At 70.0% G+C, this 14,000-nt stretch carries 13 protein-coding genes; 8 read left to right on the forward strand and 5 right to left on the reverse strand.

Features of this window, described 5'->3' with window-relative positions:
• Positions 1–68: 68 nt before the first annotated feature.
• From AB0H93_RS10950 to mptB, 4 genes are all read right to left on the reverse strand, one after another.
• Complete coding sequence (locus AB0H93_RS10950; RefSeq protein ID WP_358570811.1) at positions 69–920, reverse strand: hypothetical protein; 852 nt, start codon at positions 918–920, stop codon at positions 69–71.
• A gap of 245 nt (positions 921–1,165) precedes the next feature.
• Positions 1,166–1,882, reverse strand: coding sequence for an ABC transporter permease (locus AB0H93_RS10955; protein ID WP_358571439.1), 717 nt, complete (start codon positions 1,880–1,882; stop codon positions 1,166–1,168).
• A gap of 89 nt (positions 1,883–1,971) precedes the next feature.
• Positions 1,972–2,907 (reverse strand): ABC transporter ATP-binding protein, encoded by a 936-nt coding sequence (locus AB0H93_RS10960; protein ID WP_358570814.1) that lies wholly within the window; start codon positions 2,905–2,907, stop codon positions 1,972–1,974.
• A gap of 11 nt (positions 2,908–2,918) precedes the next feature.
• Positions 2,919–4,475 (reverse strand): polyprenol phosphomannose-dependent alpha 1,6 mannosyltransferase MptB, encoded by a 1,557-nt coding sequence (gene mptB, locus AB0H93_RS10965; protein WP_358570817.1) that lies wholly within the window; start codon positions 4,473–4,475, stop codon positions 2,919–2,921.
• Between the two features lie 121 nt (positions 4,476–4,596).
• On the opposite strand from mptB, the gene AB0H93_RS10970 reads away from it, so the two are divergent.
• The 7 genes from AB0H93_RS10970 (at position 4,597) to AB0H93_RS11000 (ending at position 11,242) form a co-directional block, all read left to right on the forward strand.
• Entirely contained in the window at positions 4,597–5,394 is a 798-nt protein-coding gene (locus tag AB0H93_RS10970; protein WP_358571441.1) for a metalloregulator ArsR/SmtB family transcription factor, read from the forward strand.
• Positions 5,391–6,854, forward strand: a complete 1,464-nt coding sequence (sufB, locus tag AB0H93_RS10975; protein ID WP_358570820.1) for a Fe-S cluster assembly protein SufB — start codon at positions 5,391–5,393, stop codon at positions 6,852–6,854. The genes AB0H93_RS10970 and sufB overlap by 4 nt, the downstream gene beginning before the upstream one ends.
• A 1-nt stretch (position 6,855) precedes the next feature.
• A complete protein-coding gene (gene sufD / locus AB0H93_RS10980; RefSeq protein ID WP_358570823.1) occupies positions 6,856–8,040 on the forward strand; it encodes a Fe-S cluster assembly protein SufD in 1,185 nt (394 codons plus the stop codon).
• 41 nt (positions 8,041–8,081) lie between these two features.
• Complete coding sequence (gene sufC, locus AB0H93_RS10985) at positions 8,082–8,855, forward strand: Fe-S cluster assembly ATPase SufC (RefSeq protein ID WP_358570826.1); 774 nt, start codon at positions 8,082–8,084, stop codon at positions 8,853–8,855.
• Positions 8,852–10,141 (forward strand): cysteine desulfurase, encoded by a 1,290-nt coding sequence (locus AB0H93_RS10990; protein WP_358570829.1) that lies wholly within the window; start codon positions 8,852–8,854, stop codon positions 10,139–10,141. Before sufC ends, AB0H93_RS10990 begins: the two co-directional genes overlap by 4 nt.
• Before the next feature lie 24 nt (positions 10,142–10,165).
• Positions 10,166–10,621, forward strand: coding sequence for a Fe-S cluster assembly sulfur transfer protein SufU (gene sufU / locus AB0H93_RS10995; protein ID WP_358499239.1), 456 nt, complete (start codon positions 10,166–10,168; stop codon positions 10,619–10,621).
• Positions 10,622–10,831: 210 nt separating this feature from the next.
• Positions 10,832–11,242, forward strand: coding sequence for a metal-sulfur cluster assembly factor (locus tag AB0H93_RS11000; protein WP_093260343.1), 411 nt, complete (start codon positions 10,832–10,834; stop codon positions 11,240–11,242).
• A gap of 67 nt (positions 11,243–11,309) precedes the next feature.
• Here the strand turns inward: AB0H93_RS11000 and AB0H93_RS11005 are convergent, their stop codons facing one another.
• Complete coding sequence (locus AB0H93_RS11005; RefSeq protein WP_358570832.1) at positions 11,310–12,455, reverse strand: acyl-CoA dehydrogenase family protein; 1,146 nt, start codon at positions 12,453–12,455, stop codon at positions 11,310–11,312.
• A gap of 702 nt (positions 12,456–13,157) precedes the next feature.
• Between AB0H93_RS11005 and AB0H93_RS11010 the strand changes: the two genes are divergently transcribed.
• Complete coding sequence (locus AB0H93_RS11010; RefSeq protein WP_358570835.1) at positions 13,158–13,985, forward strand: AfsR/SARP family transcriptional regulator; 828 nt, start codon at positions 13,158–13,160, stop codon at positions 13,983–13,985.
• The last annotated feature ends 15 nt before the right edge of the window (positions 13,986–14,000 follow it).

Raw genomic sequence — 14,000 nt, forward strand, 5'->3', positions numbered from 1 at the left:
CCTCGATGGTATGACGCCGCCGGGGCCCGCCCGCCCGCAGGGGCTTGACAACGCGGAGCCGATGATTTTCAGCGCGTGCGGCGGAGTCCCTGCGGCATCGCGCCCGCCTCCGCCAGCGCCTTGCTGAGCCGTCCGCCGCTGCCGATCAGCTCGGTCGTCCTGGCTTCGCCGAGCGCGGACCAGGGGGCCATCGACATCGCGTCGGTCGCGGCCTCGATCTTCTCGCGCAGCGCGTGACCGGCCTCGGTGATCTCGCGGTCGGCGTTGACCAGACCGCGCTCGCGCAGCTGCTGGAAGGCGCGGTCCCACTGCTCGTCGGACCAGGCGCGGAGCTTCTTGGCCGCGTCCCCGCTGAAGCCGCCCGGCACGGTGCTGTGCAGCGCGAGCGCCTGGATGCCGCTCAGGTCGCCCTGCTGCAGCGCGGCGATGTGCGCGTCGCCGCGGAATTCGCGCAGCAGCGTGATCGCGTGCCAGAGCTTGAGGTGCGGCTGGTCGGGCCAGTCGAGGTCGGCGTGCGCGGCGTACAGCGGTTTGCCGTCCGGGGTGCAGGCCTGCGCGGCCTCGCGGGCCAGTTCGGCGGTTTCGGCGACGGCGTCGGAGGCGACGGTGTCGTCGCCGAGCAGCCGGCGCAGCGCCGCGTCGGCGGCCTTGAGTCGGGCGGTGAGGACGGCTTCCGGTGTGGCGATCGACCAGGCCCGGGGGATCACGGGGGCGATGGATTCGGGGTTGAAGTTGTAGAACGTCGCCGCGACGACGCCGGGGCCGACGGGGCCCATCGCGGCGGACCGGCCGGCGTAGTAGGACATCAGGCCGCGTTCGAGGCCGAGCCCGGCGAAGCCGTCGGCGGCCTCGGGGGCGAAGTAAATCATGGCGTGGATGAGTTCCAGGGACTGCTTCGCTCGCCGCGCGATCTCCGTCATGCGCGCATCGTAGAACGCCGTTCCAGTATTTGTCTGCCCTCGCGCGGCTTCACCGGGCTCAGGCCCGTGTGCGCTTTGTGCTGCCACAGAGACTGTTTCCAGACTCATCGCGCGTAGCGGTGCGGATAGCGGAACCTCAGGCGCCTTCTCGACAAGACCCGCGTTACCGCACCTCGCACCACGACATTCAAAACAGCCTCTACAGCAACGCAAAGTGCACACGGTCACTTGCTCGCGGGAACAGGTCAGGTCAGGCGGGTGGTGCGGATCGCCAGGGCGCCGCACACCACGCCCCACGCCGCGAGGACCGCGACCGGCTGGACGCCGGGCAGGGCGCCGTTGACCAGGGCCGCGTCGAGCGCTTCCGCGAGGGCGCCGGAGGGCAGGTATCCGGCGACCGCGGCGACCGGGCCCGGCAGGTCGCTCGCGGGCAGCGCCAGGCCGCCGGCGAGCAGCAGCACGAACCAGATCGCGTTGGCCAGCGCCAGCACGATCTCGGCCCGCAGCGCACCGCCGACCAGCACCCCGGCCGCGCCGAAGGCCAGCGTGCCCAGCACCAGCAGCGGGATCGCGGGCAGCAGCCCGTAAAGCGCCGGCGACCAGCCCAGCAGCACTGCGGCGACGCTGAGCACGACCGCCTGCAGCGCGACGACCAGCAGGGTCGCCAGGACGCGCCCGGACACCAGCGTCCACCGCGGCAGCGCCGTCGCGGACAGCCGCTTGAGCACGCCGTAGCGGCGGTCGAAGCCGAGCGCGATGGCCTGGCCGGTGAACGCCGTGGACATCACCGCCAGCGCCAGGATCCGCGGCATCACCGAGTTCACCCGCGGCTCCGGCAGCGCGCCGATGTGCAGCGTGCTCAGCCCGATCAGCAGCGCCAGCGGGATGATCAGCGTCAGCAGGGCCTGCTCGCCGTGCCGGATGATCAGCAGCGCCTCGATCTTGGTCTGCGCGGCCAGCATCCGGCCCGCGCGGCCCCGGCCCGGCTTCGGCGCGAACGTGCCCGCCGGGAACTGGGCGCCGAGCTGGGCCGGCGCGTTGGTCTCGGCGTTCACGATCGCAGCTCCCGTCCGGTCAGTTCGAGGAACACGTCCTCCAGGCTGCGGCGGCTGACCCGGAGTTCCTGCGCGAGCACGCCGTGCTGCGCGCACCACGCGGTCACCGTCGACACCACCTGCGGGTCGACGACGCCGCGCACCACGTAGTCGCCGGGGCGCAGCTCGGTGGCCTCGCAGCCCTCCGGCAGCGCCGCCAGCAGCAGCTTCAGGTCGAGCCCGGTCTGCGAGCGGAAGCGCAGTTCCTGCCTGCCGTCCGCGGGCTCGGTGAGTTCCTTCGCGGTGCCCTCGGCGACCGCGCGACCGTGGTCGACGATCAGCACCCGGTCGGCCAGCGCCTCCGCCTCGTCCATCAGGTGGGTCGTCAGCAGCACGCTGACGCCGTCCCTGCGCAGCGCGCCGACCAGGTCCCAGACCAGCCGCCGCGCCTGCGGGTCCAGGCCGGCGGTGGGTTCGTCGAGGAACACCAGCTCGGGGCGGCCGACCAGGGCGCACGCCAGCGACAGGCGCTGCTGCTGGCCGCCGGAGAGCCGCTTGTAGGGCGTGCGGCGGGCGGCTTCGAGGCCGAGCACGTCCAGCAGCCACGCCGGGTCCAGCGGGTCGGCGGCGCAGGCGGCGACCAGGTGCAGCATCTCGTCGGCGCGCACGCCCGGGTAGGCGCCGCCGCCCTGCGGCATCACGCCGATCCGCGGCCGCAGCGCCTCGGACTGGGTGTGCGGGTCGAGCCCGAGCACGCGCACTTCGCCTTCGTCCGGGCGCTGGAAGCCCTCGCAGATCTCGACGGTGGTGGTCTTGCCCGCGCCGTTGGGGCCGAGCAGCGCCAGGACGCTGCCGCGCGGCAAGCACAGGTCGAGTCCGGCAACGGCGACGGTGTCGCCGAAGCGCTTCTTCAGCCCCCGCAACCGGACGGCCGGGCTGTCGGCGTTGCTCACGACATCCAAGCCTATTGCGTGACCGGCCGAACACCGCCGCGGGTCGGCAGCAGGCCCGGCACCTTGCCGCGCACCAGCCAGAGCGTGATCGCGAAGGCGATCGCCGCGGCGATCACGGCGAACGGGATCTGGTAGGCGCGCAGCACGAATCCCGCGCCGGTCGGCGGCACCAGCAGCGAGACCGCGGCGCAGATCGCGGTCGCGGTGATCCGGAACCGGTTGCTGTTGGTGGACAGCGCCAGCGGCACCACCGACCACAGCAGGTACCAGGGCCACAGCACCGGCACCGCCAGCGCGAGGGTGAGGAACGTGATGCCCATCGCCGCCAGCGGTTCGATGCGCCCGCGGAAGGACAGCCACAGCATCCGCAGGCACATCGCGGCGACGATCAGATATCCGATGATCTTGGTGATGACCAGCATCGCGTCGGTCTGGTTGCCCAGCCCGAGCAGCGTGCTCAGGCCGCCGCCGGTCATCCCGAACGCGGTCAGCGGCGCCATGAACGTCTTGACCCGGTTGGGCACGTCGAAGGTGTCGATCCAGCCGAGGCCCCAGCCGCTGGCCACCGTGATCACCGTCATGGTGGCCAGGAACACCGCGCTCAGCAGCGCCGCGACCCGCACCAGGTCGCGGAACCGGCCGCCGCGCCGCAGCACCAGGTAGATGCCGAAGAAGCCGAGCGCGATCCAGCCCGGCGGCTTGATCGCCCCGGCGACGCTCAGCAGCACGCCGGCGGCGATGGTGCCCGGCACGGTCTGGTAGCGCAGGCCCAGCTCGATGGCGGCGAGCATGATGCCGACCATCAGCGCCTCGTTGTGCATGCCGCTGACCACGTGGAACAGCACGATGGGGTTGGCCGCGCCGAGCCACAGCGCGGCGGCCGGGTGCACCCCGCAGCGGCGGGCCAGCCGCGGGATCGCCCAGATCGCCAGCGCCAGCCCGCACAGCATCACCGCGCGCCACACCAGCACCCCGAACACCACGTTGTCGCCGACGATCCGGGAGATCACCTGGCCGAACATCAGGAACAGCGGCCCGTACGGCGATGGGGTGTCGCGCCAGATGTTGGGCACGTTGGCAGTGAACGGGTGGTCGACGCCCAGCGCGGCGGCGGAGCCCAGCACGTACGGGTTGAAGCCGCGCGCGGCCACCTCGCTCTGCGCCAGGTAGCTGTACATGTCGGTGCTGAACAGCGGCGGGGCCAGGGCCAGCGGCAGCGCCCACATCGCCAGCGTGCGGGCCAGCTGGGTGACCGACAGCATCCGGGCGCGGCCCGGCCAGCAGAGCTTGCCCAGCCACAGCCAGGCGATGACGATCATCAGCATGCCCAGCCAGCAGGAGGCCATCGCCACGGTCGGGATGCGGACGGGCAGGCCGATCAGGCGGGCCCCGGACAGCGGGTTGTCCACCGGGGCGGCGCCGGCGCCGATCGCGCCGACCGCGAGCACCAGCGACCCGGTGGTGCCGAACCGGCGCACGACGTCGAGCTGACGCCGCTCGGTGCGGTCCAGGGGCTGTTGCGCCGCGGGATCGACCGCCGCTGCGCCTTGGGATTCGACTGCCGCCACGACGACGAAGCGTAACCGGGTGAGTCAGCTCACGCGGTGACCCCGCACCCTGGTGCCTCGCGACGAAATAGGTAACATTCGTGTTGTGAAAAACGTCGGGACGTCTCCGCTTGCCCCAGCTGTGGGCACCGCGGCCGCCGCTGAGGCCCAGTCGGCCCAGCAGGGTGCGGCCGCGCACGGCGACGGGCGCACCCGGCACACGGTCGCGCGGTTGCTGCTGGAACGGGGGCCGATCACCGCTGCCGCGGTGGCCGACGAACTCGGGCTCAGCCCCACCGCCGTGCGCCGGCACCTCGACGTGCTGGTCGCCGAGGGCGAGGCCTACACCCGGGAAGCCTCCTCGCGGGGCCGCCGGGGTCGCGGCCGGCCCGCGAAGCTGTTCCTGCTCACCGAGGTGGGCCGGGCGCGGTTCGGGCACGCCTACGACGACCTGGCGGTGGCCGCGCTGCGGTTCATCGCCGAACACGAAGGGGAGCAGGCGGTCCGCGAGTTCGCCGACCGGCGGATGGCCGCTCTGGTGGCCAACCACCGGGAGGTGCTGGCGGCCGCGGCCAGCCCGGCCGAGCGCGCGGAGGTCCTTGCCGACGCGCTCACCAGGGAGGGCTACGCTGCCTCGACGCGAAGCGTCGCCAGCGGCGAGCAGCTCTGCCAGCACCATTGCCCGGTCGCGCACGTCGCTGCGGACTTCCCGCAGCTGTGCGAGGCCGAGACGGCGGCGTTCGCCGAAGTGCTCGGCACCCATGTGCAGCGGCTGGCCACCATCGCGAACGGTGATGCGGCCTGCACCACGCACGTACCAACCGCGCGGTTCGCGGATCCGGGTGGCGACACCCGGGGCTCCGCCCAGACACCTGCCGGCCCGCTCCCGAAGGGCCAGCAGATCACCGCCCCGATTCCTGATGGAGGGGAGTCCGTATGACTGCCGCTGCGGAGCAGCGCACACCCACCACGCCGTCCGAAGGCAATGGCCAGCTCAGCCAGGACGAGATCCTGGCCAGCGTGGGCAGCTACGAGTACGGCTGGGCCGACTCGGACGCCGCCGGTGCCAGTGCCCGCCGTGGTCTCGACGAGGGCGTCGTCCGCGACATCTCGGCCAAGAAGGACGAGGCCGACTGGATGCTGGAGACCCGGCTCAAGGCGCTGCGGTTGTTCGACCGCAAGCCGATGCCGAACTGGGGCGCCGACCTCTCCGGGATCGACTTCGACAACATCAAGTACTTCGTCCGCTCCACCGAGCAGCAGGCCCAGACCTGGGAGGACCTGCCGGAGGACATCAAGAACACCTACGACAAGCTGGGCATCCCGGAGGCGGAGAAGCAGCGCCTCGTCGCGGGTGTGGCCGCCCAGTACGAGTCGGAGGTCGTCTACCACAAGATCCGCGAGGACCTTGAGGAGCAGGGCGTCATCTTCCTGGACACCGACACCGGTCTCAAGGAACACCCGGAGCTGTTCAAGGAGTACTTCGGCTCGGTCATCCCGGCCGGCGACAACAAGTTCTCCGCGCTGAACACCGCGGTGTGGTCGGGCGGTTCGTTCATCTACGTGCCGCCGGGCGTGCACGTCGACATCCCGCTGCAGGCCTACTTCCGGATCAACACCGAGAACATGGGCCAGTTCGAGCGGACCCTGATCATCGTCGACGAGGGTGCCTACGTGCACTACGTCGAGGGCTGCACGGCGCCGATCTACTCCAGCGACTCGCTGCACTCCGCGGTCGTGGAGATCATCGTCAAGAAGGGCGGCCGCTGCCGGTACACGACGATCCAGAACTGGTCGACCAACGTCTACAACCTGGTCACCAAGCGCGCCAAGGCCGAAGAGGGCGCCACCATGGAGTGGGTCGACGGCAACCTCGGCTCCAAGGTGACCATGAAGTACCCGTCGGTGTTCCTGATGGGCGAGCACGCCAAGGGCGAGGTGCTCTCGGTGGCGTTCGCCGGCGAGGGCCAGCACCAGGACGCGGGCGCGAAGATGGAGCACCTGGCGCCGCACACCTCCTCGACGATCGTGTCGAAGTCGATCGCCCGGGGCGGCGGCCGCACCTCCTACCGCGGCCTGGTCAAGGTCGCGAAGCGGGCGCACCACTCGTCGTCCAACGTCAAGTGCGACGCACTGCTGGTGGACACCATCAGCCGCTCCGACACCTACCCGTACGTGGACGTCCGGGTCGACGACGTGTCGATGGGCCACGAGGCGACCGTGTCCAAGGTCAGCGACGACCAGCTGTTCTACCTGATGCAGCGGGGCCTGACCGAGGACGAGGCGATGGCGGTGATCGTGCGCGGCTTCGTCGAGCCGATCGCCCGCGAGCTGCCGATGGAATACGCGCTGGAACTGAACCGCCTGATCGAGCTGCAGATGGAAGGGGCCGTCGGCTGAGATGAGCACCACCAAGACCGACGCCCAGCACGGCCTCACCGAGCACTCGCACGGTGGTGGCTCGGGCATCCCCCAGTCGTCCCGCGGGGCGCGCTTCACGTCCTACGACGTGGAGGCCTTCGAGGTCCCCGGCGGCCGCGAGGAGGACTGGCGCTTCACGCCGATGAAGCGGCTCAAGGGCCTGCACGACGGCACCGCCACCGCCACCGGCAACATCAAGGTCGAGGTCACCGGGGACGGCGCGACCGTGGAGACCGTGGGCCGCGACGACGCGCGGATCGGCAACGGCGGCATCCCGTCCGACCGCATCGCCGCGCAGGCCTGGAGCTCCTTCACCGAGGCCACCATCGTGACGGTCCCGAAGGACACCAAGCCCGAGGGCCCGATCACCATCACGGTGCACGGCCCGGGCGAGGGCCAGGTCGCCTTCGGGCACCTGCAGGTCCGCGCCGAGCAGTTCGCCGAGGCCGTCGTGGTGGTCGACTACCGCGGCTCCGGCACGCTGGGCGACAACGTCGAGTTCGTCGCCGGCGACGGCGCGCAGCTGCGCGTGGTGTCGGTGCACGACTGGGCCGACGACGCCACCCAGGTCAGCTCCGAGCACGCCTACCTGGGCCGCGACGCGGTGTTCCGGCACCTCGCCGTCACCCTCGGTGGCGACCTGGTGCGGGTCAACACGACCATCACCTACGGCGACAAGGGCGGCGACGCCGAGCTGCTCGGCCTGTACTTCGCCGACGCCGGCCAGCACCTGGAGCACCGGATGCTGGTGGACCACGCGGTGCCGAACTGCCGCAGCAACGTGCTCTACAAGGGCGCGCTGCAGGGCGACGCGGCGCACTCGGTGTGGATCGGCGACGTGCTGATCCGGGCCGCGGCCGAGGGCACGGACACCTACGAGCTCAACCGCAACCTGGTGCTGACCGAGGGTGCGCGGGCCGACTCGGTGCCGAACCTGGAGATCGAGACGGGCGAGATCGAGGGCGCCGGGCACGCCAGCGCCACCGGCCGCTTCGACGACGAGCAGCTGTTCTACCTGCAGGCCCGGGGCATCCCGCAGGACCAGGCCCGGCGCCTGGTGGTGCGCGGCTTCTTCGGCGAGCTGCTGCAGAAGATCACCGTGCCCGAGGTCCGCGAGCGGCTCGAAGCGGCCATCGAGGCCGAACTCGCCGTCGTCGGCGCCTGACCCGCAAGCTTTTCGAACACACCAGGAGAACGAAGAAGAACATGGCCACCCTGGAGATCAAGGACCTGCACGGCTCGGTCCTCACCGAGGACGGCGCCAAGCCGATCCTCAACGGCGTCAACCTGACCGTCCGCTCGGGCGAGATCCACGCGATCATGGGCCCGAACGGTTCCGGCAAGTCGACGCTGGCCTACGCCATCGCCGGGCACCCGAAGTACCAGATCGACTCCGGCACGGTGCTGCTGGACGGCGAGGACGTGCTGGAGATGAGCGTCGACGAGCGGGCCCGCGCCGGTCTGTTCCTCGCGATGCAGTACCCGGTCGAGGTGCCGGGCGTGTCGATGTCGAACTTCCTGCGCACCGCCGCGACCGCGGTCCGCGGCGAGGCGCCGCAGATCCGCAAGTGGGTCAAGGAAGTCAAGCAGGCCATGTCGGACCTGGACATCGACCCGTCGTTCGCCGAGCGCAGCGTCAACGAGGGCTTCTCCGGTGGTGAGAAGAAGCGCCACGAGATCCTGCAGCTGGACCTGCTGGACCCGAAGTTCGCGATCCTCGACGAGACCGACTCCGGCCTCGACGTCGACGCGCTGCGGGTGGTTTCCGAGGGCGTCAACAAGTACCACGGCAAGGGCGGCAAGGGTGTTCTGCTGATCACCCACTACACCCGGATCCTCAAGCACATCACCCCGGACTACGTGCACGTGTTCGCCGAGGGCAAGGTCGTCGAGTCCGGTGGTGCCGAGCTCGCCGACGAGCTGGAGGAGAACGGCTACGTGCGCTTCACCGGCAAGAAGGAGGCGGCAGCCCAGTCATGACCGTTGAGCCTCCTCGCACGAGCACGCCGCTGGACGTGGCGGCGATCCGCGCGGACTTCCCGATCCTGGGTCGTACGATCCGCGACGGGCAGCGCCTGGTGTACCTGGACTCCGGGGCGACCTCGCAACGGCCGCGCCAGGTGCTCGACGCGGAGCGTTCCTTCCTGGAGCACTCCAACGCGGCAGTGCACCGCGGCGCGCACCAGCTCGCCGAGGAGGCCACGGACGCGTACGAGAGCGCCCGGGAGCGGATCGCCCGCTTCGTCGGCGTCGACGCGGACGAGGTGGTGTTCGCCAAGAACGCCACCGAGGGCGTCAACCTCGTCGCCTATGCCATGAGCAATGCCGCCACGTCCGGGGCGGAGGCCGAGCGCTTCCGCCTCGGGCCGGGCGACGAGGTCGTGGTGACCGAGATGGAGCACCACGCGAACCTGGTGCCGTGGCAGCAGTTGTGCGAGCGCACCGGCGCCACGCTGCGCTGGTTCGGGGTCACCGACGAGGGCCGCCTCGACCTGTCCGATGTGGACGGTGTGATCACCGAGCGCGCCAAGGTGGTCGCCTTCACCCACCAGTCCAACGTGCTGGGCACGGTGAACCCGACCGAGCAGATCGTCTCGCGGGCGCACCAGGTCGGCGCGCTGGTGGTGCTGGACGCCTGCCAGTCGGTGCCGCACAAGCCGGTGGACTTCAAGGCGCTGGGCGTGGACTTCGCCGTGTTCTCCGGGCACAAGATGCTCGGCCCTTCCGGGGTCGGCGTGCTCTACGGGCGCCGCGAGCTGCTGGCCGCGATGCCGCCGTTCATCAGCGGCGGCTCGATGATCGAGCTGGTGCACATGGAGCGCTCCACGTTCGCCCCGCCGCCGCAGCGGTTCGAGGCGGGCGTGCCGATGACCTCGCAGGCCGTCGGCCTGGGCGCGGCCGTCGACTACCTCACGGCGATCGGCATGGACCGCATCGCCGAGCACGAGCAGCAGCTCACCGAGGTCGCGCTGCGGGAGCTGTCGGCGATCGACGGGGTGCGCATCATCGGGCCTACCAACACCGAGCACCGCGGCGGTACCGTGTCGTTCGTGATCGACGGCGTGCACCCGCACGACGCCGGTCAGGTGCTGGACGACAAGGGCGTCGAGGTCCGCGTCGGACACCACTGCGCATGGCCGCTGCACCGCCGGATGGGAATTCCGGCGACCGTGCGGGCGTCCTTCTACCTGTACAACGAACTGGACGAGGTCAAGGCGTTGGTGGACGCGGTGCGCGAGGCGCAGCGCTTCTTCGGGGTGGCTTGATCGGGGACTGCCGGAGAACTCTTCATGCAGCTTGAGCAGATGTACCAGGAGATAATCCTGGACCACTACCGCAAACCGCACCGGCACGGCCTCCGGGAACCGTTCGACGCCGAGTCGTTCCAGGTGAACCCCACCTGCGGCGACGAGGTCACCCTCCGGGTCCGGTTGACGGGCACGGACACCGACGCGATCGTCGACGACGTGTCCTACGCGGGGCAGGGCTGTTCGATCAGCCAGGCGTCGGTGTCGGTGCTCACCGACCTGGTCGTCGGCAAGCCGCTGCGGGAGGCGCTGACCACCGAGGCCGCGTTCAGCGAGCTGATGCACGGCCGCGGCAAGATCGAGCCGGACGAGGACGTGCTGGAGGACGGCGTCGCGTTCGCGGGAGTGGCGAAGTACCCGATGCGCGTGAAGTGCGCGCTGCTGGGTTGGATGGCTTTCAAGGACGCGGTTTCGCGTGTTGTCGTGGAGGCGTCATGAGCGACAATCTCTTCCGCGCTCGTGTAAGCCGACCGGGTGCGGGTGTACCGCAGAACACCGTGGAGGCGTCATGAGCAGCCCTGTGTCAGCCCCGGTTCTGCTCAACCGCACCTCAGGGGAACGTGACGCAAACCAGCCACAAGAAACTGCGAAACGCGGGATTGAGCCGGGCGCAACCACAACTGTGAAACGCGGAGAGGCGGAACTGGCATGAGCGAGCAAGCCCCGGTGCAGGAGGAAACCGACGTGGCCCGCAGCGCCGAGGCGCTGCCCGAGCAGGCCGCGCCGGCCGCCGAGGTGGCCGCGCTGGAAGACGTCGAGGAGGCCCTGCGCGACGTCGTCGACCCCGAGCTGGGGATCAACGTCGTCGACCTCGGCCTGGTCTACGACATCCGGGTGGACCAGGACAACACGGCGACCGTCGACATGACGCTGACCTCGGCGGCCTGCCCGCTGACCGACGTCATCGAGGACCAAGCGCGCGCCGCGCTGACCACCGGCCCGGGCGGCGGCCTGGTCGACGACTTCCGCATCAACTGGGTGTGGATGCCGCCGTGGGGCCCGGAGAAGATCACCGAGGAAGGCCGCGAACAGCTGCGCGCCCTCGGATTCACCGTCTGACCCTGGCTTTCGACCTGATGAGGGGCCTGCCGACATGGCAGGCCCCTCATCGTTGTGCTGGGGGTGTTCAGGGCGTGACGTCGAGGGTCCTGTTCGCGTACGCGGTCGCGGCTGGGCCGAACTGGAGGACCACGTGCCCGGCCGCCGAGTGGATGTCGCGCCAGAAGCGTTGCAACGGGCTGTGCACGCTGTGGCCGCCGGTGCCCGACGCGCGGAACAGCCGATCCACCGCGCCGACGAGGAGATCCGCCACGAATGCGCAGTCGCGCTGGTTGCGGGCGGTTTCCGCGGGCGTGATCTCCGGTCCTAGATCCGCGACCGCCGCGACGCGCTCCAGCAGCAGTTGCGCGGCATCGATCTCGCCGGAGGAGCGGGCCAGCGCTTCCTCGTAGAACGACCGGCCGGGGCCCGGGCCGGGCGCTTTCGCCGCGGCGCGGATCTTCTCCTCGGCGTACTCGGACCAATGCCGCAACGCGCCGCGCGCGGCCCCGAGGATGGGCAGGGTGAAGAAGAGCCCGTTCACCGCCGTCAGCGGCACCGCATGGCAGCGGGAATCCAGGCCGGGCGCGCGGCCTTCGTGCAGATTCCTGGCCGGCACGCTCAGCGCCTCCGGCACGAAGACGTCCTCGGCGATGAGGGTGTTGCTCCCGGTCGCCCGCATCCCGATGTCCGACCAGGTGTGCTCGATGCGGTACGCGGCGCGGGGGAGCGCGAACAGCCGCGGCTCCGGGCCGGCGTCGCCGGGCACCAGGCCGAGCACGAGCGCCCAGTCGGAGTGGTCGACGGCGCTGATGTAGGACCACGCGCCGGACAGCCGCCACCCGTCGCCTTCCGGTTTCGCCTTGCCCCGCGGCGAAATCGCGCCGACCACCAGCGCGTCGGGCCCGTGCTGCCAGATCTCCTTGCGGCCTTCGGCCGGCAGGTAGGCGGCCATCCTGGCCAGGCTCGCGGCGATCGAGGCGCACCAGGCCGTGGCCGGGCACTGCTCGCCGATGGTGCGGACCGCGGCGCCCAACTCCGCGAAAGTGCCGCTGTTCCCGCCGTGTTCGGCCGGCACGAAATGGCGGGCGAATCCGGCGTTCACTACCGACCGCAGCACTTGCGGGTCCAGCACGCGGTCCTGTTCCGCGCGGTCGGCGTGCTGGGCCGCGAGCCCCGCGACTTCCTGTGCGGCGCGGGCCATCCCGGCGTTCGACGGGAATTGGTCGGGCATCGAGTCGCCTCCTTCGCTTGCCGCCGATATTGGGGCGACTCGATCGCGCTCGGCTGGAACACCACTAGAGTCGATGCCGTCGGATTCAACCTCCAGAACTGCATTACATACGAAAGTAGTAGAAAGCTGAGCCGAACGGCCGTCATCGGCCGTTGTCGGACCCGCTGAACCTCCTCTGGCCTGGTCTTCCTGGTCCGGTGTTGACTTCCGCTAGAGCCAGCCTTGAGGCTCGCTTTGTCGTCGTCGGTGCACTCGCGGTTTCCCCCTGTAGTGTGAATTGCGATGATAGATTCCTGGAGTGACGGGCGTAACGAGCGAAAGGTCCAAGAGTATGCCGACCGAGGCCTTTTGGGGTAAACGATGGGCCGTTTGGGGTATGCCACGCCGCCGGATGACGGCTCACATTTGGACCGGGGGCCAGGCGTGCCGTTGCACATGATCCCGTGAAATCCGGGTAAAGAACGGTTCGAGTGCCGCGCCAAATCCGTTGGCGACTTCTCGACTGGTTGAATGCGGGAAAGGGGGGCTTCGCGCTGCGCTCCTCCGGTGCGGATAACGCCCGGAAGCGACGCGCGCGGAGCGCGGTCGGACAGGTCCGATTTCCGCCGATCAATGCGTGATCGACAGGAATGTCAGCCATTGCTGGGACGGTGTCCGTAAGTTAAGTACTTTGTTCAGCTCTAGTCGGATAGGCGACTGAGAATGCAGTCATTAGAAATCAACGTGCTGGGGCCCTTAACGGTTCGGCTGCGGAGTGCGTCGATCGTGCCGACGGCGGGAAAGCCGAGGCAAATCCTCGCGCTCCTGGCATTGCGCTGCGGCCGGGTGGTGCCGGTGTCCACCCTGATGGAAGAGGTCTGGGGCGATGCCATCCCGCGCAGCGGGGCGACCACGCTTCAGACCTACGTCCTCCAGCTGCGCCGGCTGATCGCCGAATCGCTGCCGCCGGATTCGTCGTGGACGGCGAAGGATCTGCTCGCCACCAGCTACAACGGTTATCAGCTCACCGCGACGCCGTGTTCATTCGACCTCGTCGAATTCAACCGGCTCGCGGTCAGCGGTGACGCGGCGCTGGAGAAGTGCGACCCGGAGGCGGCTTCGAAATTCCTCGCGCAGGCGATGGACCTGTGGCGCGGTCAGGCGCTGATGGACGTGCCGATGGGCCGGATGCTCGCGATGGAGGTCATCGGCATCGAGGAGGCCCGCTCGCGGGTGCACCAGCAGCGCATCATCGCCGACCTCTACCTCGGCAAGCACGCGATGCTCATCCCCGAACTGCGCAAGCTGGTGGCGGAGAACCCCACCGACGAGAACATCTCCGCGCTGCTGATGATCGCCTTCCAGCGCTCGGGGTCGGCGCCGCGCGCGCTGCAGGTGTTCCGGGATCTGCGCCAGGCGCTGATCCGGGAGCTGGGCGTCGAACCGTCCGCCCGCCTGCAGAAGCTGCACCAGGCCCTGCTGTCCAACGCCGCCGACATCCCGCTGCGGTCGATCTTCGCGTCCGAGCAGCGCCTGGCCGAGACGGTCTGAGATGCCTAGAGACAC

The sequence above is a fragment of the Saccharopolyspora sp. NPDC050642 genome, from assembly GCF_040654735.1.
Classification (GTDB): Bacteria; Actinomycetota; Actinomycetes; order Mycobacteriales; family Pseudonocardiaceae; genus Saccharopolyspora; species Saccharopolyspora elongata.